At 66.7% G+C, this 21,992-nt stretch carries 22 protein-coding genes; 9 read left to right on the top strand and 13 right to left on the bottom strand.

Annotated elements, in window-relative coordinates; all coding sequences use genetic code 11:
- Positions 1-8 precede the first annotated feature (8 nt).
- From KOE53_RS04320 to KOE53_RS04310, 3 genes are read left to right on the top strand one after another with little or no spacing between them, the layout of a single operon-like run.
- Entirely contained in the window at positions 9-359 is a 351-nt protein-coding gene (locus KOE53_RS04320; RefSeq protein WP_188057518.1) for an SHOCT domain-containing protein, read from the top strand.
- A gap of 33 nt (positions 360-392) precedes the next feature.
- Positions 393-809 (top strand): hypothetical protein, encoded by a 417-nt coding sequence (locus KOE53_RS04315; protein WP_188057517.1) that lies wholly within the window; start codon positions 393-395, stop codon positions 807-809.
- Between the two features lie 16 nt (positions 810-825).
- On the top strand, positions 826-1,497 hold the full coding sequence (locus KOE53_RS04310; RefSeq protein WP_188057516.1) for a GAP family protein: 672 nt from the start codon (positions 826-828) through the stop codon (positions 1,495-1,497).
- A gap of 60 nt (positions 1,498-1,557) precedes the next feature.
- Here the strand turns inward: KOE53_RS04310 and KOE53_RS04305 are convergent, their stop codons facing one another.
- From KOE53_RS04305 to KOE53_RS04290, 4 genes are all read right to left on the bottom strand, one after another.
- Positions 1,558-3,279 (bottom strand): amidase, encoded by a 1,722-nt coding sequence (locus tag KOE53_RS04305; RefSeq protein WP_188057515.1) that lies wholly within the window; start codon positions 3,277-3,279, stop codon positions 1,558-1,560.
- Positions 3,276-4,310 carry an agmatine deiminase family protein gene (locus KOE53_RS04300; RefSeq protein WP_188057514.1) on the bottom strand — a complete coding sequence of 345 codons (1,035 nt, stop codon included), beginning with the start codon at positions 4,308-4,310 and terminating at the stop codon, positions 3,276-3,278. The genes KOE53_RS04305 and KOE53_RS04300 overlap by 4 nt, the downstream gene beginning before the upstream one ends.
- Positions 4,310-5,824 carry a purine-cytosine permease family protein gene (locus KOE53_RS04295; RefSeq protein WP_188057513.1) on the bottom strand — a complete coding sequence of 505 codons (1,515 nt, stop codon included), beginning with the start codon at positions 5,822-5,824 and terminating at the stop codon, positions 4,310-4,312. The genes KOE53_RS04300 and KOE53_RS04295 overlap by 1 nt, the downstream gene beginning before the upstream one ends.
- Positions 5,825-5,918: 94 nt before the next feature.
- Positions 5,919-6,566: a TetR/AcrR family transcriptional regulator gene (locus KOE53_RS04290; protein WP_188057512.1), complete on the bottom strand. Its 648-nt coding sequence runs from the start codon at positions 6,564-6,566 to the stop codon at positions 5,919-5,921.
- On the opposite strand from KOE53_RS04290, the gene KOE53_RS13785 reads away from it, so the two are divergent.
- The gene (locus tag KOE53_RS13785) at positions 6,565-6,768 is read left to right on the top strand and encodes a hypothetical protein (RefSeq protein ID WP_188057511.1); all 204 of its coding nucleotides are present in this window, start codon (positions 6,565-6,567) and stop codon (positions 6,766-6,768) included. The genes KOE53_RS04290 and KOE53_RS13785 overlap by 2 nt on opposite strands.
- 10 nt (positions 6,769-6,778) lie before the next feature.
- On the opposite strand, the gene KOE53_RS04280 is transcribed toward KOE53_RS13785, so the two are convergent.
- Genes KOE53_RS04280 through KOE53_RS04270 form a run of 3 tightly spaced genes read right to left on the bottom strand, consistent with a single transcriptional unit; the run spans position 6,779 to position 9,284 of the window.
- Positions 6,779-7,540, bottom strand: coding sequence for an ABC transporter permease (locus tag KOE53_RS04280; protein WP_188057510.1), 762 nt, complete (start codon positions 7,538-7,540; stop codon positions 6,779-6,781).
- Positions 7,537-8,748, bottom strand: coding sequence for an ATP-binding cassette domain-containing protein (locus KOE53_RS04275; protein ID WP_188057509.1), 1,212 nt, complete (start codon positions 8,746-8,748; stop codon positions 7,537-7,539). The genes KOE53_RS04280 and KOE53_RS04275 overlap by 4 nt, the downstream gene beginning before the upstream one ends.
- On the bottom strand, positions 8,745-9,284 hold the full coding sequence (locus tag KOE53_RS04270) for a helix-turn-helix domain-containing protein (protein WP_188057508.1): 540 nt from the start codon (positions 9,282-9,284) through the stop codon (positions 8,745-8,747). The genes KOE53_RS04275 and KOE53_RS04270 overlap by 4 nt, the downstream gene beginning before the upstream one ends.
- A gap of 230 nt (positions 9,285-9,514) precedes the next feature.
- Between KOE53_RS04270 and KOE53_RS04265 the strand changes: the two genes are divergently transcribed.
- Entirely contained in the window at positions 9,515-9,994 is a 480-nt protein-coding gene (locus KOE53_RS04265; protein ID WP_188057507.1) for a MarR family winged helix-turn-helix transcriptional regulator, read from the top strand.
- 58 nt (positions 9,995-10,052) lie between these two features.
- A complete protein-coding gene (locus tag KOE53_RS04260) occupies positions 10,053-11,501 on the top strand; it encodes a protein adenylyltransferase SelO (RefSeq protein ID WP_188057506.1) in 1,449 nt (482 codons plus the stop codon).
- A gap of 77 nt (positions 11,502-11,578) precedes the next feature.
- Here KOE53_RS04260 and KOE53_RS04255 read toward each other — a convergent pair whose 3' ends face one another.
- Both KOE53_RS04255 and KOE53_RS04250 read right to left on the bottom strand, forming a co-directional pair.
- On the bottom strand, positions 11,579-13,837 hold the full coding sequence (locus KOE53_RS04255) for a glycoside hydrolase family 3 C-terminal domain-containing protein (protein WP_188057505.1): 2,259 nt from the start codon (positions 13,835-13,837) through the stop codon (positions 11,579-11,581).
- Positions 13,838-13,952: 115 nt separating this feature from the next.
- Positions 13,953-14,546 (bottom strand): TetR/AcrR family transcriptional regulator, encoded by a 594-nt coding sequence (locus tag KOE53_RS04250; RefSeq protein ID WP_188057504.1) that lies wholly within the window; start codon positions 14,544-14,546, stop codon positions 13,953-13,955.
- An 88-nt stretch (positions 14,547-14,634) separates the two neighbouring features.
- Here KOE53_RS04250 and KOE53_RS04245 point away from each other — a divergent pair, with 88 nt between their 5' ends.
- A complete protein-coding gene (locus tag KOE53_RS04245) occupies positions 14,635-16,416 on the top strand; it encodes a glycoside hydrolase family 3 protein (protein WP_188057503.1) in 1,782 nt (593 codons plus the stop codon).
- 64 nt (positions 16,417-16,480) lie between these two features.
- Here the strand turns inward: KOE53_RS04245 and KOE53_RS04240 are convergent, their stop codons facing one another.
- The 4 genes from KOE53_RS04240 to KOE53_RS04225 are packed head-to-tail and all read right to left on the bottom strand — an operon-like array spanning position 16,481 to position 19,990.
- Positions 16,481-17,671: an ABC transporter permease gene (locus KOE53_RS04240; protein ID WP_188057502.1), complete on the bottom strand. Its 1,191-nt coding sequence runs from the start codon at positions 17,669-17,671 to the stop codon at positions 16,481-16,483.
- Entirely contained in the window at positions 17,668-18,372 is a 705-nt protein-coding gene (locus KOE53_RS04235; protein ID WP_188057501.1) for an ABC transporter ATP-binding protein, read from the bottom strand. Before KOE53_RS04235 ends, KOE53_RS04240 begins: the two co-directional genes overlap by 4 nt.
- On the bottom strand, positions 18,369-19,475 hold the full coding sequence (locus KOE53_RS13780; RefSeq protein WP_188057500.1) for a peptidoglycan-binding protein: 1,107 nt from the start codon (positions 19,473-19,475) through the stop codon (positions 18,369-18,371). Before KOE53_RS13780 ends, KOE53_RS04235 begins: the two co-directional genes overlap by 4 nt.
- Positions 19,472-19,990: a hypothetical protein gene (locus tag KOE53_RS04225; RefSeq protein ID WP_188057499.1), complete on the bottom strand. Its 519-nt coding sequence runs from the start codon at positions 19,988-19,990 to the stop codon at positions 19,472-19,474. The genes KOE53_RS13780 and KOE53_RS04225 overlap by 4 nt, the downstream gene beginning before the upstream one ends.
- Positions 19,991-20,155: 165 nt before the next feature.
- On the opposite strand from KOE53_RS04225, the gene KOE53_RS04220 reads away from it, so the two are divergent.
- Together KOE53_RS04220 and KOE53_RS04215 are read left to right on the top strand one after the other, a co-directional pair.
- The gene (locus KOE53_RS04220) at positions 20,156-20,821 is read left to right on the top strand and encodes a response regulator transcription factor (protein WP_188044305.1); all 666 of its coding nucleotides are present in this window, start codon (positions 20,156-20,158) and stop codon (positions 20,819-20,821) included.
- Complete coding sequence (locus KOE53_RS04215) at positions 20,799-21,992, top strand: sensor histidine kinase (RefSeq protein WP_188057498.1); 1,194 nt, start codon at positions 20,799-20,801, stop codon at positions 21,990-21,992. The genes KOE53_RS04220 and KOE53_RS04215 overlap by 23 nt, the downstream gene beginning before the upstream one ends.

The raw sequence follows: 21,992 nt of genomic DNA, 5'->3' as shown, positions 1-21,992 counted from the left end.
GACACCTCATGCCATTCATTCGGAGAGTCGGACGGCCGGGCCTGCTCGGTATGGCCGCACGCACCGCGGTCGTCGCTGGGACCGCCACCGCCGTGAGCGGAGCCGTTGCAAATCGGCAGCACATCCGCGCGGTCGAACATCAGTCCGCCCAAGAGCAGGAGCTGCGAAGCATTGCTGAGCAGCAGGCTGCAGCGGCTGCTCAGCCGGTTGCTGTGCCGCCGGTCGCACCGTCTTCCATGCCGGCTGTCACTGTTGACCTTGTCGCCAAGCTCCAGGAGCTTGGCCAGCTGCACCAACAGGGCTTGCTCAGTGCGGAAGAATTTGCCCTGGCAAAGAGCCAGATGCTTCGCGGCATCTGAAATTCCTTCTTCACCTTGTTTGGAGTGACCTCGATGCAAACCATCAAGACTCTTCCTGTCCTCGGCGCCGTCGCGCTGCTTGCGATCTCGCTCACCGGGTGCAGCACGGCAACGCCCGTGGAGAACGCGGACGCCGCATGCGACGCGTACAGCTCGTTCGTGGGCGTCGTCGCCGAGGCAAAGTCGAGCATCGACGCCTCCTCGAGCATTGGCGACATTGCCGCGGCCCGCGACGACATCAAGGCGGAGTACGCCGCGTTGAACGAATCGCTCGCTGACGTGACGACCGATCGTCAGATCGCGCTCGAAGCGGCCTGGGGCGAGCTCGACAACACCATCGCCGAGCTTGATGACACGCTCACCGTGCCCGAGGCAATCCAAGCCGTGCAGGGCAGCGTCGCCGACGTAGAGAGCGCCCAGGAAGCGCTCGCAGCAGACCTGACCTGCTAGCGCAACAACAGGCACCATGAATCTTGCTATTGGGGAGACGCTCCCGTTCGCCGTAGCGATCGCGATCAGCCCGATCCCGATTATTGCCACAATTTTGTTGCTCATGTCCGAACGGGCGCGCTCGCTCGGGTTGAGCTTTCTGGGCGGGTGGGTTGTCGGCATAGCCTTTGCCACGATGTTGTTTACGCTGCTCGCCGGGGTCATTCCGGAGCAGGGCGACACTGGCGCGAAGCCCGTGGTGGGCGTAATCCAGCTCGTGTTGGGGCTGACATTGCTGTTGCTCGCCGTCAAGCAGTGGCGCTCGCGCCCGCAAGCAGGCGAGGAGCCAGAGCTTCCCGGCTGGATGGCGAAGATTCAGACGATGAAGCCGCTGCCGGTCGTCGGTTTTGCGTTTATGCTCGCCGCGGTGAACCCCAAGAACATCCTGATGGCGGTCGCTGCGGGCACCATTGTTGGCCAGGCCGGGCTCTCGGCGGGAGCAGGAGCAGCCACGATCGCGGTGTTCGTCGTCATCGCCGCCCTCAGCGTGTGTGGCCCGATTGTGGCCTACCTCGTGGCCCCCGAGCGTGCTGCCGGCGCGCTCGACAAGCTGCGCATTTGGCTCATTGCAAACAACGCGACGATCATGTCGGTCGTGCTCGTGCTCCTCGGCGTGCAGATGCTGGGGAAGGCAATCGCTAGCTTCTAGCGAGAGCGGGGACGTGTGTGCCCCGAACCCTCTCTGCGGAGGGCTCGGGGCACACACCTCCTAAACGGAAGTTCGCGGGGGAACCGTGCGGCGATCCCCCGTGGTCTCCACCGCCGCAGCGAGCCGGAGCAACGCGACGTCGTCGTACCCGCGACCGGAGATCGTCAAGCCGACTGGCATGCCGATGTCGGACATCGTCCCCATCGGCACGGTGACGGTGGGAACACCAAAATGCCGGATGGCCAGGTTGCCGTTCGCGACCCAGACGCCGTTGCGCCAGCCCACCACCGCGGACGCCTCATTCACGTCCATGTCGGCCGGGGCGACGTCGGCAACCGCGGGGAAGACCACTGCGTCGAGGCCGAGCTCGTCCATCCACTGCTCGAGGTCGATCCGACGGGTCTCCTCGAGGCCGTGCACGCCTGACTCGAGATGGGCAATCTCCGTGAACGAGCCGTAGGGCCGATCGCGAATCATTCGGGGGAACTCCTCCAGTGCTCCGTCAAAGTCGTCGTACTGATCGGGGAGGGCGCTCTCCGGGTGCGGGAAGATGTGCGCGCCATCGACGTCCGCCATGGTGCGCAGGGCCGGATCGCCATTCGCCTGAAGAAAGTCCTCCATCGCCCACGCGGCGAGGTCGACGAGCTCATTGTGAAGGAACTCCGGGCTGACGAGGCCGCGACTCATGATGGTGGGTGCGCCTGGGCGGTCTCCCTCATAGTTCGTTACGAGGGGGAAGTCGACTTCTCTCACTTCGGCGCCCGCGGCCTCGAGATCGCGGCGCATGGCCTCCCACCGTTCGATGATCGACGCACGCGTTTCAATGCGTTGTCCGGTGGGGCCGCCGATACTCACCTGGGCTGCGGTGCCCGCAAGCTCGTCCGCATTGATGTACATCTTCGGCACCCCGAGACGCTTCCCCGAGAGATGCTGGGTCGCAGCCTCGAATGTCTGGGGCGCGAGATCCCGGTAGGAGTGGGGGCGGTGTGCGGAGGCCTTCGGGATGTCGATCCATGGCTGGACCCGCCAGAAGTCGCCGCGCGCCTCGGAGTCGTCCACCACCACGACGTCGAGGAGCTCGAGCATGTCGGCCATGCTTCGCGTGTGCGGGACGACAACGTCCATCGTGGGAATGAGCGGCCAATTGCCCCGCATCGAGATGATGCCGCGGCTCGGGGTGTACGCGCACAGCGCGTTATTGGACGCCGGTGCCCGGCCGCTCGACCAGGTCTCCTCGCCGAGGCCAAACGCCCCAAACGAAGCTGCGGTCGCGGTGCCGGAGCCGTTGGAGGAACCCGAGACGTATGCGGAAGTGAGCCAATCGGCGTTGTAGGGGCTTTCGGCCCGCCCGTACACCCCTCGCTGCATTCCGCCGTCCGCCATGGGTGGCATGTTCGTCAGGCCGATGAGTACGGCGCCACCAGCACGCAAGCGCTCGATTGTGAACGCATCGTCCTGAGCGACGAGGTGTTCGAACGCGGGGGAGCCGGCAGCGACGGTGAGGCCCGCGGCGCGATAACTGTCTTTTGCCGTATAGGGGATGCCGTCGAGCGGGCCAAGCACCTCGCCGCGAGCGCGCCGAGCGTCCGATGCCGCCGCGTCAGCGTGGGAATCGGGATTGAGGACGACGATCGCGTTCAGCGCGGTCTCGCTGTCGGGGGAGTCGTACTGCTCGATGCGTGCGAGATATGCCTCAAGCAGATCCACGGCAGTGGCCTGACCCGTCTCGAGAGCGCGACGAAGCTCAGCAATGGAGGCCTCGACGACCTCGATCCGGCTCATCGCTGGACCTTCGGCTGCTGCTGCGTGATGCAGTGAATCCCGCCGCCGCCCTCGAAGATCGCGCGCGCGTCGACCGTCACGGCGCGGCGACCCGGGTACACGCTTTCGAGGATCTCGCGCGCACGCGCATCGGCCAGCTCTTCTCCAAAACCGCAGGCAATGATCCCGCCGTTGACCACCAGGTGATTGACGTAGCCGTAGTCCACGAAGCCGTCCGCGTCGCGCAGCAAATCGGGAGCCGGAATCTCAGTGATATCGAATTGACGCCCTGCTGCGTCCGTCTCCTGCTCGAGCTGGGCAATGAGTCGTTTCGAAACCTCGAAGTCAGGGTGCTCAGGGTTTCGTTGGCTGTGCACCAGGATCCTTCCCGGAGCGGTGATGGTCGCGAAGACGTCAACGTGGCCGCTCGTTCCAAAGTCTTCGTAGTCGCGAGTGAGGCCCCGAGGGAACCAGATGGCCTTCGTGCTGCCGATCGTGCGAGCGAACTCCGCTTCAATGCGCGCCTTGTCCGCGTACGGGTTGCGGCGTGGGTCGAGCTGCACCGTCTCGGTGAGCAGCACGGTGCCCTCACCGTCGACGTGGATCCCGCCGCCCTCGTTCACCATGGTCGAGCTGATGAGTTCCGCGCCCGTGAGCTCGGCGACGAATCGGGCGTTCTGGTTCGCCTTCTCCCAGAGCGACCACTCGTGGTCGCCCCAGCCGTTGAAGGTCCAATCCACCGCGCCCAGCACACCGGGGCGCGAATCGTCGACGACGAAGGTCGGACCGTGATCCCGCATCCAGCACTCGTCGATGGGGGTTTCGAACAACTCGATCTCCGAGTTCAGCATGCGACGCGCGCGCTGCGCCTCGGACGGATCGACGAGCATCGACACCGGCTCAAACTCAGAGGTCGCGTTCGCCACGTCTGCCCATGCCGCGTACGTCGACGCGCGTTCCTGTTCGTCCCCTTCGAGTGCGGGCCCTTCGCAGGGAAATGCCATCCACGTGCGTTCGTGCGGATCGGTCTCGCTGGGCATACGCCAGTTCATCAGTTGCCTTTCGTTGCGGGTGTGCTGGGCGCCGAGACGCCCTGCTGTTGGAGGTCGTGGGGAGCGCCCGGTCGGACGCTGGGATCGTTGAATGGACTCATCGTGTGCCAGAGCAGGGCATACAGTCCACCACCAATGAGCGGTCCGACGATCGAGGACAGGTCGGCATCGCCCATCGCCGCAGCGATGGGGCCGATGAACAGCGTGGTGTTGACCATAAGGAGGGCGGCCGTTGTGCCTGCAAGCTGGGCGATAACGCCCGGCCAGAACACCCCTGAGCTGTACCAGAACGGGCTTCCGGGCCGCTCGTCGTTGAGCGCGATGCCGTTGTACCGGTTCTTGCGCAGCACGATATCGACCGCGTAGATCGCGATGAGCGGCCCGAGGATAGTGACTGTGAGTTCGAGTGCGTATTCCATGGTGTCCAGGAAGCCGGGCGAGAAAAAGACGAGCCAGATCGACGCGGCTGCCGCGATCGCGCCCGTAATCACGACCGTTGTGGCGCGGTGTACCTTGACGCCGATGCCTTGGGTTGAGAGCCCGAGGGAATACCCCACGACGGCGTTGTTTGCGATGCTCCCGACGATGATGATTGCGAGGAAGACCGGGGTGAACCACGCGGGGACGATCTCGCCGATCGTCAGCTCGGGGTCGGTCATGTCAATTGCCGTCGCTGAGAAGATCCCGACCAGGCTGATCAGCACGGTGGGAATGAATCCGCCAAGCGCCGTCCACCATACGATTCCGGCCCGCGACGCGGACTTCGGCAGATACCGGGAGTAGTCCGCGCCGGTGCCCCAGGAGAGCGGGCCGGAGGAGACGATTGCGTAGCCGAGGAGCAGTGTTGGCCAGTGCGCGGCCGCCTCGAGTGGCGCGGGCGTGTAGGAGAAATCAGCAACGCGCAGCACGAAGACTGCGAGAGCGACGAACGCCACGGCGAGGGCGACCGACAGGTACGGTGACGCCTTCACGATTGCGCCGTGGCCATAGACGCTCAGTACCAGGCTGAGTACGACGACGGCAATGAGTACCATCCACTCGATCCCGGCGGGGACTGCAATGTTGAAGAGATCAAGAAGCGCAAGTGAGGCAAAGGTAGCAACGGCAATGTTGATGATCTCGTAGAAGAGGCCGATCACCATGCCCTGTCCTGCTCCGAACACTCTGTTGCCCCGGATCCCGAAGATGGCGCGCATGACCGTCACGCTCGGTGTGCCTGACGCCGGGCCGCTGACCGAAAGCCAGCCCACGGCGATGTACCAGAGATTGCCGATCACGGTGACGATGATTGCTTCCCAGAGCGAGAGCCCGATCAGGATCAATAGTCCGCCAAACACAAACGACAGGTAATTCACATTGGCGCCCATCCACACCCAAAACAGGTCGAAGGGGCGGCCGTGGCGCTCGGCTGACGGGATGTAATCGAGTCCGTGGACCTCGACGTGCGCGGTGGAGTACTGAGGTGCGGGGCTCGGGGCGCCAGGTGGGGCGGGCTGCGTGGTCGTGCTGGTCATGCGCACCTCTTCGTTGAGCGAACGTAGTTGTTGATTGAGCAATCAATACGGTGGCAACAGTAGTCGGGCGCCCGCGATAAGTCAACGTGACTGACTAGAGTGAGATGTGCGGCGGGGCCGTCGTCAGCGAACCGCGGGGGAGGTGCAGCTCCGCCTCGACCAGTTCGCGCAAGTACTCCGCGAGCCCGGCAGCGTCGTGGTAGTTCACGAGGGAATTCGTGTTCAATCCGTCGATGAGGCTCAAGATGTGTGCCGCGACGATCTCCGGCCGATCACAGGTGAACTCGCCCGCGGCAACGCCCTCGCGAATGAGGCCGCTCACTGACTCCTGCCAGCGATCGAGCTGTTGCCGGACCTCGGCCGCGAGCGTCTCGTTCCTCCGGCCGAGGAGGGTGGCATCGAGCCAGGTCGCCGTGACGTCGAGGCGCTCAGCGCCCTGCAACCAATCCACCAGAATGCGCATGCGACTAAGGGCCGAAGGCTCGCGCAGCTGGAGCACCCGAAGCGAGTCCAGCTCGTCCCCGGCAAGCGCGCGAAAGGTTTCGACAACGAGCTCATTCATCACCGGGAAGTAGTGGGCGACCAGGGAGGAAGCGACTCCGGCCTTGGCGCCGACAGATTTGAGGGTCAGCCCGAGCAGACCTTCGCTCACCGCAACCTCGCGGGCCGCCTCGAGGATGGACTCCCGTCGCTGCTCCGGTGACAGCCGCGTGCGCGTGCGGGTCGGCGTGGACGGGGACATGGTCTCGACTCTAGTGAATGCCGGAGTCGGCACAGTGACAGCCTTGCCGCGCATGCGCAGCTGCCTGCGTGGCCTCGCCGTCCTGCGCCGCGTGCGCGATCGGATCGACCGGGACTACACCGAACCTCTCGATATCGAGAGCCTTGCGCGTGGGGCCAACATCTTGGCGGGCAATCTCATTCGGATGAACCAGGTTGCATAGCTGCCGGCCTCTACGCGTCCCGGCGCAGAGACTGGCGGGTCGCGACGAGGCTGGCCACCACCACGCAGGCCACCGTGAACGAGATCGCGCTCAGCGCCGGCCACACCAGGTCGGCACCCGACGCCGTCGTGGCGGTCAGGAGCGTCGTGGGGAACCAGCTCGACAGGAATGGGACCTGGCTGAACACCGGAAGCACGATCAGCAGGATCGCGGCCACCGAGATCGCCGGCGCCGTCCGTCTCGTCAGCGTCATGATGAGGTGGCCGATCGCCATCGACATCACGAGGTAGGCGATGGAGGCGAGACCCACGCGCAGCGTGAGGCTCCACGGTACCGGGCCGATGGTGGCGGTCGTGAGACCCGCCGCGATCGCCAACCCGAGCGCGTAGCTGGCGGCGACCACGGCCCAGCCGGTCGCGAGCCGTGGCACCGTGAGCTGGCTGAGTCGCCGCAGGCGCACGCGGTAGAAGATGGACGAGCCGGGCCGGGAGTCCCAGGACAGCGCGGTGATCGCGACCGCGACCGCCAGGATCAGTCCGAGCTGCATGGCGCTCTGGTTGAACATCGTGAGGGCGGAGGTCGCGGTGGCCGGGGCCGCCTCGATCGTGAACTGGTCGCTTCCCGACGCGGCGCCAAGGATCTCGGGCAGGTAGCTGGCGAGGAGGGGTCCGGACAACCCGAAGAAGGCGAACGCGGCGACGAGCCCGAGCAAGAGACCCGAGCGCAAGAGGCGGCGAGACTCGAGGCGAGCCGAGGCTAGGGCGATGCTCATGACTGTTCCTGATTCTGGACGATACGGGCGAAGGAAGCGTCGAGGTCGCGGTCCTGTAGCGTGACCTCGATGATGGGGGCAGCCAGTAATCCGACGAGGCGGGTGAGTTGCGTTTCGGCCGCTGCGAAGCTCTCGAAGGATGCGGTAATCAGGGTGTCAGAGGCCTGCGTCAGGGTGACTCCAGGCAGCGCGGCGGCGAGCTCGTCAAGCGGGGTGGGGGACGGGGAGCCCAGACGAATCGTCCAGACTGGCGACAGCCGGTGCGTCAGGATCTCGGCCGTTGTACCGGAGGCAACCAGTTGGCCCTCGCTGATCACGACAATTGCGTCGGCAAGCTGTTCAACCTCGCTCAGCAGGTGGCTCGAGAGCACGATGCAGCGGTGCTGCTTCTGTTGGGCGATGAGTGCGCGCACGTCCGCGCGACCGATCGGGTCGAGCGCGCTGTTGGGCTCGTCCAGGATCAGAATGTCGGGGTCGAGCACGAGCGCGGCTGCGATGCCGAGGCGCTGCAGCATGCCGCGGGAGAAATCGGAGACGCGGCGCTCTGAGACGGCGCCGAGGCCGCACTGCTCGAGGGCCGCGTTCGCGCTCAGCGTGCCGGTGGACTGCGAGAGGACGAGCGATGTCGAAACGACCTCGCGCGCAGTGAGCCACGGCTCAAACTGCGGCACGTCCGGGCAGTAGGCCACCCGGGCGGTGGCGGACTCGGGCCTCGCCGAACCGGAATCGGCGTGAACGAGGCCCGCGATGATGCTGAAGAGCACCGTCTTGCCCGCTCCGTTCGGGCCGATCACCGCGGTGACGGCGCGATCCTGCGCGGTGAACGAGATGTCGCGAATGCCGGCGCCGGACGCAAACGTCTTCGTGACGTGCTCGACACGGAGGGCGGGATGGTTGGCCGGGCTCCGGGCGGGGTCGGTCGGCGCGGTCGCAGCGTGCCGCGGGTATCCGGCGGTGTCGCTGGGAATCGCGGCGGCACTCTGCGCGAGCGCGAGTTCCGCGGGCGGTTCTTTCGCGCCGCGACCGAGCACGAGGTACAGGATCGCGCCGAACGGGAACGAGGCGAGGACGATGATCGCCCACACGAATCGCGGCAGGTGCAACACGTGACGACGGCGCACGATGTCGACGATGCAGAACAGGTCGAGTGCCAATGCGAGCACGGCGACGGGGATCAGCGGCACCAGCTGGTCGGGTGCGAGGTTCATGTGGGGTCCGAGTCGGGTCGAGGGATCAGTACGGTGGTGAGCGTGCGGCGGCGGCGGCCCTTGCCCGGCTCGTTCGCCAGAAGCCGCTGGAGGGCCGCCGAGACGTCAGCGAAGAATGCGTCCGTTTCGTCGGTACTTGCCCAGACGTCGGCCTGGGCGAACGTGACTCGATCCGTGTGGAGGTTCGTGGTGCCCGCTTCAAGGTAGGCCTCGAAATCGCGAAGGAGCCCGCTGCTGAAGACGCTGAACGTCGTCAGCAGTTGCTCGGGGCTGAGTGTCGCGAGGTCCTCGGGGGTTGGGTTCGCGAAGCCGGGCGAGAGCCGGTACGACTTCTCGCTGACACCGCGAACCTGCTGGGCATCAGCCGCTTCGATAATGCCCGCCTGCACGAGATGGGCCATCTGGCGATAGAGGGTGGCGATGGGCACGTCGCGGAGCTGCTCGTGAAGTTCGCGCGTGGTGCGCTGGTCGTCGCGGAGGAGCGCCTGCACGATGCGGAGGCGCACGGGGTGGAATAGGGCGTGAGCGGTGGCCATGCGTGAATGTTATCACTATTGATAATGGTTTCGGGCGCGGCCCACTCGCGTACCTCGTGCCTGAGATGAGGCGTGGCTGCCAGCGAAAGCGAGCAGGTCGTGCCGCGGCTCGTCGTGCTCCAGGTGGGGCGCCCGTGGCGGACGTACAATAGAACTCCGCCGCCCGACAGGTACGCTCGGGTCTGACGCGTTTTGTTCTTCGGACGGCACCTGTCGCTGAACGAGTGGAGATGGCCGTGATAGACGCCGAGCAACTGCCGGATCGCGCAGTGCGCGAGCTTGCGATGTTGCGCGCCGTGCGCAGTTTCGGCGACGCACACGATCGCATGAGCAGCGGCATGAAGCAGGGCATGCGCATGAACCCGACGGACCTGGCGACGCTCCGCCTGCTCATCATGCGCAGTGAACGCGGGGAGTCAGTCAGCCCGAATGAGATCGCGAAGCACCTGCGCATCTCGACCGCGTCCACGACGAAGCTGTTAGATCGGCTGAGCAAGACGGGACACCTGCGGCGCGTGCCCCATCCCAGCGATCGCCGGGCGCAGGTCATCGAACTCACCGACCTCTCAAAAGCCGAGTTCTTTCGCCTGTTCGGGCCGAAACTGATGGCGATGCGGGCCGCGTTTGCGCAGTTCAGTGACGACGAGCTCGACGCGGCGGCCCGGGTCATTGACGCCATGGGCATCGCTTTGGACCCAGAGGCGAGCTGAGTCCGACGCTGCCGGCAGGATCCTGCTGGCGCGGAACCTGCGCCAGTAGAGTGCGAGCATGAGCGCATCACTGCACGCCCCAGGAATGCTGCGCAACCAGTTTGCGCGCGAGCTTCCCGAGCTGTCCGTGCCCTGGCGTGCGGCGGACGCCCCCATGCCCGAGCTCTTGGTGCTGAATGAACCACTCGCGCGTGAGGTCGGGCTCGACCCCGAGGCGCTGCGCGCCGCCGCCGGCCTCGGACTACTGCTGGGCACTGTGCTGCCTGAGGGGAGCGGCCCGGTGGCCCAGATCTATGCCGGGCACCAGTTCGGCGGGTACTCACCGCGTCTCGGCGACGGGCGGGCGCTGCTGCTTGGCGAACTCGCCGACGCGCGGGGCGGGCTCGTTGACCTGCACCTCAAGGGCTCGGGGCCCACCCCGCTCGCCCGGGCGGACGGGTTCGCGGTCGTGGGGCCGATGCTGCGCGAGTACCTCGTGAGCGAGGCCATGCACGCGATGGGCGTGCCCACCACGCGGGCGCTCGCTGTCGTCGCTACGGGCCGCACCGTGCGACGCGACGCCGAGCCCATGCCCGGCGCGGTACTCGCGCGAATCGCGAGCAGCCACCTGCGGGTCGGCAGTTTCGAGTACGCGCGATACGCGGGCGGCCCTGAGCTCCTCTTGCGCTTGGTGGAGCACGCGAATCGGCGCCATTACCCGGAGCTCGCGGGCTCGGACATTCCCGCACGCGGATTGCTCGAGGCCGTGATCGAGGCCCAGGCCGCGCTCGTCGCGCGGTGGATGCTGCTGGGCTTCGTGCACGGCGTGATGAACACGGACAACACGACCATTTCAGGGGAGACGATCGACTACGGACCGTGCGCGTTTCTCGACCGGTACGACCCCGCCGCAGTGTTCAGCTCGATCGACCAGCAGGCCCGCTACGCCTACGGGCGGCAGCCCGAGATCGCTCTCTGGAACCTCACGCGCTTCGCCGAGGCGCTCGTGCCGGTGCTGGGCGAGACGCAGGAAGCGGCGATTGCCGCCGCCGAGGGTGAGCTGTCCGGCTTTGGCTCCGCGTACGACCGGCACTGGACGGCCGGCATGCGAGCCAAACTGGGGCTCGCGTCTGAGGTGTCGGACGACGAGGTCTCGACGCTCGCCGGCCGGTTGCTCGGACTCATGGCGGAGCACCGCCTGGACTTCACGGGAACCTTCCGCGACCTCGCTCGGGTGGCGCGCGGCGGGGCTGGGGCCTGGGCCGCACCAGAGTTAACCGCGTGGGTGGCCGACTGGACGAGGCTGGCCCCCGATACCGACGCCATGGACCGCGTGAACCCGGTGTACATTCCCCGGAACCAAGTCGTCGATGAGGCCCTCGTCGCGGCGAACGCGGGCGACCTGACGTTGTTCACGGGGCTGCTGGAGGCGGTGTCGCACCCGTTCGACGAGCGGCCAGAGTATGCGCGCTTCGCGCTCCCCGCGCCGGCCAATCTTCCGCCGCACCGGACGTACTGCGGTACGTAGGGATCTGGCGCGGGCCGCCCGCGCGGCTGTGGGCGGGCTCGCCCAGAGGCCAGCCCGCCCGCAGACACAACTTGCGGCTACTGCTCGGGCATGGGTGGGACGACGCCCGCGTTCGCCATCGCGAGCAGACCCTCGACCTGGGCGAGGTCGACGCCGGTGCCCGGGAAGCCGAGCATGCGGCCGATCGGGGCCGACGCGAGCATGCGCAGCACGGTCGGGTCGGCAAACAGTCCCTCGCCCGAACCGCCGCCCATCGACTGGATGATGATCGGGCCGGCAATCGGATCGGCCATAACCTCGCCGATCGATGATTCCATCGTCAACGGGACGGAGACCGCGTCTCCCGTGACTGCGGCAGCTGCCGTCGCGCGAATGTCTCGACTCGAGCTCCCGATCTCCACCGTGTAGTCGCCGCCCTCGACGATCCACTGCGAGACGCGCGTGTCCCAGTAGGCGAGATCCTGTCGGCGAATCGCGACCTCGACCTCGCGGCTCTCGCCGACGTCCAGTGTGACCTTGGCGAAGCCCTTGAGCTCGCGCGGGGCCCGGGTGACGGCTGAGCCGGGCAGCGAGACGTACGCCTGCACGACCTCAGCGCCCGCGAGCGAACCGGTGTTCGTGATCGTGACTCGAGCGGTGAGTCCGTGCTCATGCGCGGAGACGCTCGCGTTCGAGTACGCGAAGCTGGTGTACGAGAGTCCGTGCCCGAAGGGGTAGCTCACCTCGAGCTTCTTCGCGTCGAACCAGCGGTAGCCGACGAAGATCCCCTCGCCGTAGCGCACGTGGCCGTGATCGCCCGGGAAGTTCAGGTAGGCTGCGGTGTCCTCGAGGCGCAGCGGGATGGTCTCGGTGAGGCGGGCCGACGGGTTGACGTGGCCGTACAGGACGTCGGCGACGCCGCCGCCCCCGGCCTGACCGAGCAGCCAGCCCTCGACCAGCGCGGGGACCCGGTCGGCGAAGCCCGACACTCGCACCACGCCGCCGTTCGAGAGCACCGCCACGGTGCGCGGGTTCGCCGCGAGCACCGCGTCGAGCAGCGCGAGCTGCGCTGCCGGGAGCTCGAGGTCGTCGCGGTCGAAGCCCTCCGACTCTTGGGCGGCAGGGACGCCGAGGAAGAGCAGTACGGTCTCGGCCGCGGACGCGACGGCGACCGCCTCGGCCGCCTGCGCATCAGTCTGGCCGCCGTCGTTGTCGTACCCGGCGGCGAAGGAGATCGAGCTGTCGAAGGCGCGCAGCTCGTCGAGCGCGCTCTCAACCTTGGTCGGGTTGATCTGCGAGCTGCCGGCGCCCTGGAAGCGGGGCGTGCGCGCGAGCTCGCCGATGACGGCAACCTTCGTGCCGGCGCTCACCGGCAGGATCCCGTCGTTCTTCAGCAGCACGACGCTCGCGGCCGCGGCCTTGCGGGCAAGCTGATGGTGCGCCTCGGCGTCGTAGCTGGCGTTCGCGTCGGCGCCGGCCACGGCCTTCTGTACGAGGTCGATGACCCGCGCCGCGCCGGTGTCAACGACAGCCTGGTCGAGCGTGCCGGCCTCGACCGCGGCCATGACTGCCGAGTCGCCACGACCGCCGCTCGACGGCATCTCGAGGTCGAGGCCGGCGGCGAGCGACGCCACCCGGTCGACGACGGCGCCCCAGTCAGAGACGACGAGCCCCGTGAAGCCCCACTCGCCGCGCAGCACGTCGGTGAGCAGCCAAGGATCTTGCGAGGCGTGCACGCCGTTGATGCGGTTGTACGAGCACATGACCGTCCACGGCTGCGCGTCCTCGACCACGCGCTGGAAGCCGCGCAAGTAGATCTCGCGGAGCGGGCGCTCGTCGATATCGGACGAGACGCGCATGCGATCGGTCTCTTGGTTGTTCGCGGCGAAGTGCTTGAGCGAGCCACCGACGCCCTGCGACTGGAGGCCGTTCACGAGGGCAGCACCCATGACGCCCGAGACGTACGGGTCTTCCGAGAGGTACTCGAAGTTTCGGCCGCAGAGCGGCGAGCGCTTGATGTTCACGCCGGGGCCGAGCAGCACCCCGACGCCCTCCGCCTTCGCCTCTTGCCCGAGGGCGACGCCGACCTCCTCCAGGAGCTCGGTGTCAAAGCTTGAACCGAGGGCGACCGCCGGCGGGAAGCAGGTTGCGGGAATGCTGTCCGAGAGCCCGAGATGGTCAGAGCTTTCGGCCTGCTTGCGCACCCCGTGCGGGCCGTCGGTGAGCATGATCGACGGGACGCCGGGCGCCTCCTTCGTCGTCCAAAAATCGCGACCGCTCGTGAGGCCGACCTTCTGCTCGAGCGTCAGCGCCGCGAGCACGCTCTGCGCCGGGTGGGGGGAGTCCGAGGGGGTCATGCTGCTCCTTTTGCAAGGGTGCCGTCAGTGCACACGTTTTGAACACCGTACAGCGCTCGGTTTTAGAGTGCAAGCGACTGGGCTGCATGGCACCTGGCAGTCGGCGCGGCTGCGGTTAGGGGCGGGTGAGGCTTGCCCAGAGCAGCGAAATGTGCGAGATCATGTCCACCGACGGGTCGAGGAGCCACTGCACCTGCAGGCCGTCGCTCGCCGACATGAGGAGTGTGGCCACGCGATCTGCATCAATGGAGTCTGCGAGCGTCCCGTTGTCCTGCTGTGCACGAATCGCCCCGGAGAATGTTGACCTGAGTTTTTCCGAGCGCTCGAGAAAGTACTGGTGTGCGGGGTGGCCTGGCTCGGACGCCTCTGAGGCAAATTGCGTGTAGAGGTGCACGAGCCCCGGAACCTCGGTGTTGTGCTGGATGACCTGCATGAAGACGTCGATGATGTTCGCACTCGCGTCGATCTGCCCAAAACTGCCGCCGAACATGGCTGAATCGACCTCGTCACGCTTGCGGAGCACCTCAATAAAGAGGTCCTCCTTGGTGCCGAAGTAGTGCAACAGGCCGGTCTGGCTGAGATTCACAGCGGTCGCAAGCTCGCGGATGGTTGTCTTGCGATACCCGTTTGTGGCGATCACCTCGAGCGCGGTCGTGAGAATCTCGTCGCGCTTTGCGATGCCTTTCGCGTATGAACCTCGTGCTGCCATGGTGTCAGCCTAGAACACGTCTCATCCTTGACGGTCAAAACTGAGCGCGGTACTGTTTTGAGACTTCCGGCGGCACAAAGGAGCGCTCATGAATGCAATAGATCAACCGCAGCCACCCGTCGATGATCGCTATCGAGATTCCACGATTCCCGTGTCGAAGCGTGTCGAGATCCTGCTCGGACAGATGACGCTCGAGGAGAAAGCGGGGCTCTGCTTTCACACCATGATCGCCCCGGGAAGCAGGGGCGAAATTGAAGCCGAAAATCCCGTGATGCCCGTACCGTCCACGACGAAGCTCGTGCTCGACCAGGGCATGACGCACTTCAATGTGCTCGGCGCGGCGCCGTCCGGGCGAGAGTTTGCCGAGTGGCACAACGCGGTGCAGCGGCTGGCCGCATCGACCCGGCTCGGAATTCCGGTGACCCTGTCGACTGACCCGAGGCACCACTTCTCGGAAAACCCGGGCGCCTCGATCCTGGCCGGCCCGTTCTCACAGTGGCCGGAGACACTTGGGTTCGGGGCGATCGGAGACGACCGCCTCATGGAAACGTTCGCCGACATCGCGCGCCAGGAATATGCCGCGGTCGGCCTGAGAGTCGCCCTCCACCCCCAGATTGACCTCGCCACCGAGCCTCGATGGGGTCGCCAGAACGGCACCTTCGGCGAGAATGCCGAGCTGACCTCAAAGCTCGGGGCCGCCTACATTCGAGGCTTTCAGGGCGCCGCGCTCGGCCCCGAATCAGTCGCGACCATGACGAAGCATTTCCCCGGGGGAGGGCCGCAGCAGGGCGGGGAAGACCCGCACTTCGCGCACGGCCGCGAGCAGGTCTACCCCGGAGGAAACTTCGAGTATCACCTCAAGCCGTTCCTCGCTGCCTTTGAGGCAGGCACGAGCCAGATCATGCCGTACTACGGCATGCCGGTGGGCACCGAATACGAGGAGGTCGGCTTCGGGTTCAACAAGTCGGTCATCACTGGCCTCGCCCGCGAGCGATTCGGATTCGACGGCATTGTCTGCACGGACTGGGGACTGCTCAGCGACGACGAGGTTCTGGGGGTGCCGTTCCCTGCTCGTGCCTGGGGCGTCGAGCACCTCCCTATTGCAGAGCGGATGCTTAAGGTGATCGAGGCCGGTGTCGACCAGTTCGGCGGCGAAGCCCTCCCCGAGCTCCTCGTGGAGCTGGTGCGCGGTGGCCGCATTGACGAGGCGCGGCTCGACCAGTCGGCGCGGCGCTTGCTGCGCGAGAAGTTCGTGCTCGGCCTGTTCGATTCGCCGTTTGTCGACGAGGACGCTGCGGAGCGCATCGTGGGGAACGCGGATTTCGTCGCGCAGGGAGCGCAGGCGCAGCGTGCCGCCCTCACCGTGCTCGCTCATGGTGATGAGACCCCCGAGCTGCCGCTGCCCAAGGGGGTGCGGATCTTCGCGGAGGGATTCGCCGAAGAAGCGCTGGCCCCGTTCGGCGTGGCAGTGCAGAACCCGGACGATGCGGACGTTGCGATCCTGCGCCTCTCGGCGCCGTTCGAGCCTCGCCCGGGCTTCGAGAGCTTCTTCCACCAGGGCTCGCTCGCGTTTGAGGAGGAAGAGATTGCGCGCGTCACCGCGATCGCGGGCCGGGTGCCGACCGTGCTGGTCGTGTATCTGGATCGTCCGGCGATTCTTACCCCGTTCGTGGGCAAGGCGGCGCTGGTCGCGGACTTTGGTGCCGCGCAGGAGGCGGTGCTCGACGTGCTCTTCGGCGACGCCACCGCCCAGGGACGCTTGCCGTTCGAGCTGCCGTCGAGCATGGCCGCGGTCGAGGCGAACCGGCCCGACGTGCCCTCGGACACGAAGGACCCGCTGTTTCCGTTCGGGCACGGGATCGCGCTCTAGCGCTGGCGCACAGCTGGGAGCCTGCCCCTGCGGGGCAGCGGAGGGGCAGGATCCGGGCCGCGTACTACGCGTTGAGCGCGGCAGTGGGGGAGGTGTTCGCCGCGCGAATTGCCGGGAGCAGCCCCGCAATCGCGCCCACAGCAATCGTCACGCCCACCGCGGCGACGAGCACCGCCGGCGGAATGGCGAGCTTCCAGCCATTCGCCCCGGCTGCGATAGCCGTAATGACCCAACCCAGGATCGCGCCGGCGAAACCGCCATATGCCGACAGCAGCATGGCTTCGAATAGGAACTGTAGTCGGATGTGTCGCTTCGTCGCGCCGAGGGCCCGGCGCAACCCGATCTCGCGACGCCGTTCCAGCACCGTGATCACCATGGTGTTCGCGACGCCGATACCGCCGACGAGCAGCGCGATCGATCCCACGCCGATGAGCAGTCCGGTGAACGCCTGATCGACGGTGTTTTGTGCAGCGAGCGCATCGGACGGGCGGCTCACCTTGACCTCGCTCGGAGCCTGCGGGTTGATGGTGGGCGGAAGCAGCCCCCGCACCTCGGCCACCGCTTCGTCGGTCGAGCGCTCGTAGATCGTGCTCGGACTGCCGTCGTAACTAAAGAGCTCTGTGGCGATCGGCTCGCCGATCAGCGCCATCGAGTCGAGTTCGGGAGCGAGGGGCGAGAAGTCGAGCACCCCTGCGACGGCAAACTGTTGCTCGCCGAGGGTGACCAGCGTGCCTGGCGTCTGCACGCCGAGGCGCTCGGCAGTCGTTCGGCCGAGCACGACTACGGGGTACTTCGCCGTCGCGTCGTTCAGCCAGTTGCCGAACAGGAGGGTCGCGCCAGTCGCTTGGAGCAGGTTAAGGTCTGCGGCCGCGACCGAGAGCCCGCCCGTGGCTGAGCGATCGATCTCGGCGCTGCGGAACACGAACACGTCCTTGATCGTGCCGGTCGAGCTCGCCTGGAGCACGTTGGGCAGACGCCGAATCTGCGACAGCGCCTCCCGGGAAAGCGGCGCCGGCTGACCGATGATGTCGGTGCCCCCGGTGACCGTGAGCAGATTCGTGCCGAGCTTGGACAACTCTTCCTGCACCCGCGCCTGGCTCGACGTCGAGATGCCGATGACCGACACCATCGCGGCAATGCCGATCGCAATGCCGAGCGAGGACAGCACGGCCCGCATGGGGCGTGCGCGCAACCCGTGAAACCCGAGCGTCAAGAGGTCGCGGGCGCGCAGGCGGGAGCGCGTGATGGCGCTCATGCGGCTGCCTCCGTCTCTGACTGGCCGCGCTCATCGGCGACAATTGCGCCGTCGCTGATGCGCACTCGACGGGGCATGCTGGCGGCCAGATCCTGGTCGTGCGTGATGACGACCACGGTGGTCCCGTCGTGGTGGAGCTCGGTGAGGATGCGCATGACCTCCGCCCCCGACTTCGTGTCGAGGCTGCCGGTGGGCTCGTCCGCGAGCAACAGGCGGGGCGCGCCGACGACCGCACGCGCAATCGCCACGCGTTGGCGCTCGCCGCCAGAGAGCTGGTTCGGGAGGTGGCGTAGTCGATCACCGAGACCGACCCGCGTGAGCGCGGCCTCGGCGCGGAGGCGGCGCTCGGCCTGCGGAACCCCCGTGTACAGGAGTCCCATCGCGACATTGTCGAGGGCGGTGACGCCCTCCGACAGGTGAAACTGCTGAAACACGAACCCGATTGTGTAGGCGCGAAGTGCCGACAGCTCGGTGTCGCTGAGGTCGCCCACGTCCTGCCCGGCGATCACGGTCTGGCCATTCGACGCCCGGTCGAGCGAACCGATGATGTTCAGCATGGTCGACTTGCCGGAGCCGCTGGGGCCGACGATGGCGAGCATCTCGCCCTCGTCGATACGGAGGTCCACCGAGTTCAGCGCGACGGTCGGAGGCGAGCCATAACTTCGTGTGACCCCGGAGAGCTCGACGATTGCGGCGGTCACTTGGCCACCACGACGGTGTCGCCTGCCTGCAGCTTGCCCCCAGTGACTTCGACCTGACCATCGGCGAACGCCCCCAGCTCAATCGGGACGAGCTCGGACGTTGCGCCATCCTTGGCCGGCTGCTTCAGCTGCACCTCGACGGCGAAGCCTCCGCCCGGCTGGGCGAGCAGCGCGACCACCGGCACGAGCAGCAGGTCGCTGCCCTTCACCTGAGTGAGCAGCGCCGTCACGGTGATGTTGTCGAGGCCCTCGGCCGCGGCCGGATCGTCGAGCGTAAGGGTGAGGGGCACCTTGACGGCCTTCCCGTTTGCCCCCTCGCGTTCAACAGGGGCGCCGACATTCGACACGGTCCCGGTGGTCTCGGCGCCGCCGGGAAGCGTGATCTTCACCTGTGCGCCGACCGGAGCGAGGGGCTGCTGGGCCGGATCGATGAAGACCTCAACCACCTTCGCGCCGCCGGTCACTGAAATGATCACGGCGCTCGCCGCATCACCGACGACAGCTTTTGACGCCTGCACGCGAACATCGCCTGGAGCGAAGACAATTCGGCCGAGCTCGATGCTTCCCGTCTGCTCAATGTCCAGGGACTTTTGCCACTGCATGATCGCCTGCTGGGTGTCCCAGTTGAACTTCTCGTCCGCGTCGAATCCGAAGAATCCGAGGGCCGCGAGGTTTCGCTCGAGCTGTGCAACGTCGGCGCCGCTACTCATGCCAGATGCGAACGAGCGCCACACCGGGAGCTCGCCGTGCATCAAGATGACCGGGGCGTTGTCGATGCGGAAGAGCTCGCCACCAGAGACCACCCCGGACCCGACCGGGGGCAGCCCCGTGACGGTGCCCGGAAGCTGCGTGCCGAGGTCACGCGGGCTCGCGAATCCGAGCTTGCCCTGGGTGCGGATCTGCTCGGTGAGATCGCCCCGTGTGACGGTGGCAGTCTGCACCGCGACGGTATCTTTCTTCGTTCCCGAGCTCGCCGGGCGCTGCACCAGCAGGACGGTGGCCGCGATCGCCGCCACGGCGAGGACGCCGAGCGAGGCCAGCAGGATCCTGCGCTTTCTGGTGTTCCGGGGTTCACTGGGGATCACGGACTCTGCGTCGCTCACTGCTGGGCTCCGGCTTCCGCCTGTGCCGAGCACGTGTCGATGTCGTCCGGGTTGGTTTCGGATCCGAACGCCTGCGTCATGCCGCCCGAGCCCCGTACCGGGTCGGGGTAGTCGTAGCCGGCCTCACGCATGCACTGCGCGAAGATCAGCTGCGTCTCGAACATCTCGTCCTCGGTCGGCAGGCTCTCGTCGACGGGCGCCTCGCCGACCTGCTTCGTGCAGGCCGCGTACTCCTTCTCGAACTCGACCATGTCGAACTGTGAGGTGTCGATCGTGCCCGTGCTCTCGCTGTCGCCGCCCGTTGGGGTCATATCGAATCCGGCGTCGAGCATGCAGCCGTCCATCTGATCGCGCCAATCGATCAGGGCGGTCTCGAAGTCGGCGGTCTTGAGCTGTACGTCTTCCTCGCCCACCGGAGCGCACGCGGTGAGTCCGAGCAAGAGGGCTGCTCCGGCTGCTGCTGCGGCGAACTGGGCGATGCTGCGGCGGGTGCCGCGTGGGGAAGAAAACTTCATGGCTGACTCCTTGACTCACGCCACGGCCAAAGCGCCGGGCAAACTTCAGTTCAGCAGCAACCCGGTTCGAAAAAAGTAAAGGAGGCACGTTTACCTTTCTCAGACCCTGCATCTGTTTGACTTGCACGATCAAGCGGGGCTGCCCGCCCAACTGAGCGGAGATACATGCGCGTACTGATCGTCGAGGACGAGGAGTTTCTTGCCGACGCAATCCGAGCGCGCCTGGAAATGGAGTCGATTGCCGCCGACATTGTCGGAGACGGAGCTGCGGCCCTCGCCGCAGTGGAGGTCAACGATTACGACGCCGTCGTGCTTGACCGCGACATTCCTGAGGTTCACGGTGACGAGGTGTGCCGCGTGCTTGCCGAGAATCCGGAGAGCCCCGCGATCCTGATGCTGACCGCCGCGGGCGGCCTCGAAGACCGGGTAGATGGCTTCGAGCTCGGCGCCGACGACTACCTCGCTAAGCCCTTCGAATTTCCCGAGCTGATCGCGCGCCTGCGCGCCCTGGGGCGGCGCCGCTTCACCAAGCTGCCCCCGGTACTCGAGCGGCGGGGAATCAGGCTTGACCCGTTTCGCAGGGATGTATCGGTCGGCGGTCGGCCGGTGCAGCTCACGCCGAAGGAGTTCGCCGTGCTTGAGCTGCTGCTCCGCGCCGACGGCGGAGTGGTGAGCGCCGAAACGCTGCTCGAGAAGGCCTGGGACGAACACGCGAACCCGTTTACCCACACGGTGAAAGTCACGCTGAGCTCGCTGCGTCGAAAGCTCGGTGACCCCAGCCTCATTACGACGATCTCGGGGGCCGGCTATGCCATCACGCCAGAACGCTGAGCACGCAGCCCGCGACGGTGAGATTCGGCGCTACCGGGTCACCGTACGCGCGCGGCTCGCGCTCACGTATTCGGCGCTGCTGACCGGTTCGGGCATCGTCATGCTGGCGCTGATCTACGCGTTCATGCGCTTCGTGCCTACCTACGCGTTCACACCGGCAGCGTCGGTGCCCGCCACCCCGGTCCCGGTTGCCCCCGAGGGGGCCGAGGTCGCGGCGCTCACGACCCCGGCGAGCGAACTGGTGGTCGCGTCCACGGACGAGCTGTTGAATCTGCTGCTCGTGATTTCGGCCATCGTGTTGGTCCTGCTCGCGCTGGCGGGGGTCTGGGTGGGCTGGGCGGTCGCCGGGCGCATGCTCAAGCCGCTGCAGTATCTCAACGGTTCCGCGCGGCAGGCCGCCGGGGGAGATCTGCGCCAGCGGGTGCGGCTCGAGGGCCCGCGCGACGAGATCACCGAGCTCGCCGGAAACTTCGACCACATGCTCGAACAGCTGGAACGCTCGTTTACGGCGTCGAGACGGTTCGCTTCGAACGCGTCGCATGAGCTGCTGACGCCGCTTGCGACGACGCGGGCCATGCTCGATGTGGCCATCGCGCAGCGTTCGGAGCCTCAAGATCGCGAGGTGTTTGACCGATTACGCCTGATGAACGAGCGCAGCATCGAGACGGCCCAGGCGCTTCTCGAATTGGCCCGGATCGAGTCATCGTCCCCGGCGCCAGAGCCGGTTGACCTGGCGGCCTGCGCTGCGGCAGCGGTCGAGATGTGCGCGCCCGATGCCGAGATGAGTGGCGTCTCCGTCGACCGAGAGCTCGCCCCCGCGTCGTTTGCGGGGGAACCCGTGCTCGCTCGCCAGTTGGTCGCGAATCTCGTGCAAAACGCGATTCGGCACAACCTGGCCGACGGCGGGTTCGTCACGGTGCGCACACGCGCGGGCGGCGAGGGCCGAGGGGCGACGCTCGAGGTCGAGAACAGCGGACGTTTGCTGAGCGAGGCCGACTTGGCCCAGCTCACCGAGCCGTTCGTACGGGCATCAGGGCGCTCCTCGTCGGCGCACTCGGGCCACGGGTTGGGCCTCTCGATCGTGTCGGCGATCGTCGATCGATTCGGCGGCACGCTCGGTCTGGCAGCCCGCCCCGAGGGCGGGCTGCGAGTGACCGTGAGGCTGCCTTAG

It is taken from the genome of Leucobacter sp. CX87, from assembly GCF_018682295.1.
Lineage (GTDB): Bacteria > Actinomycetota > Actinomycetes > Actinomycetales > Microbacteriaceae > Cx-87.
The sequence above is the reverse complement of the archived record's forward strand: the minus strand, read 5'-3'. Positions and strand labels throughout refer to the sequence as shown.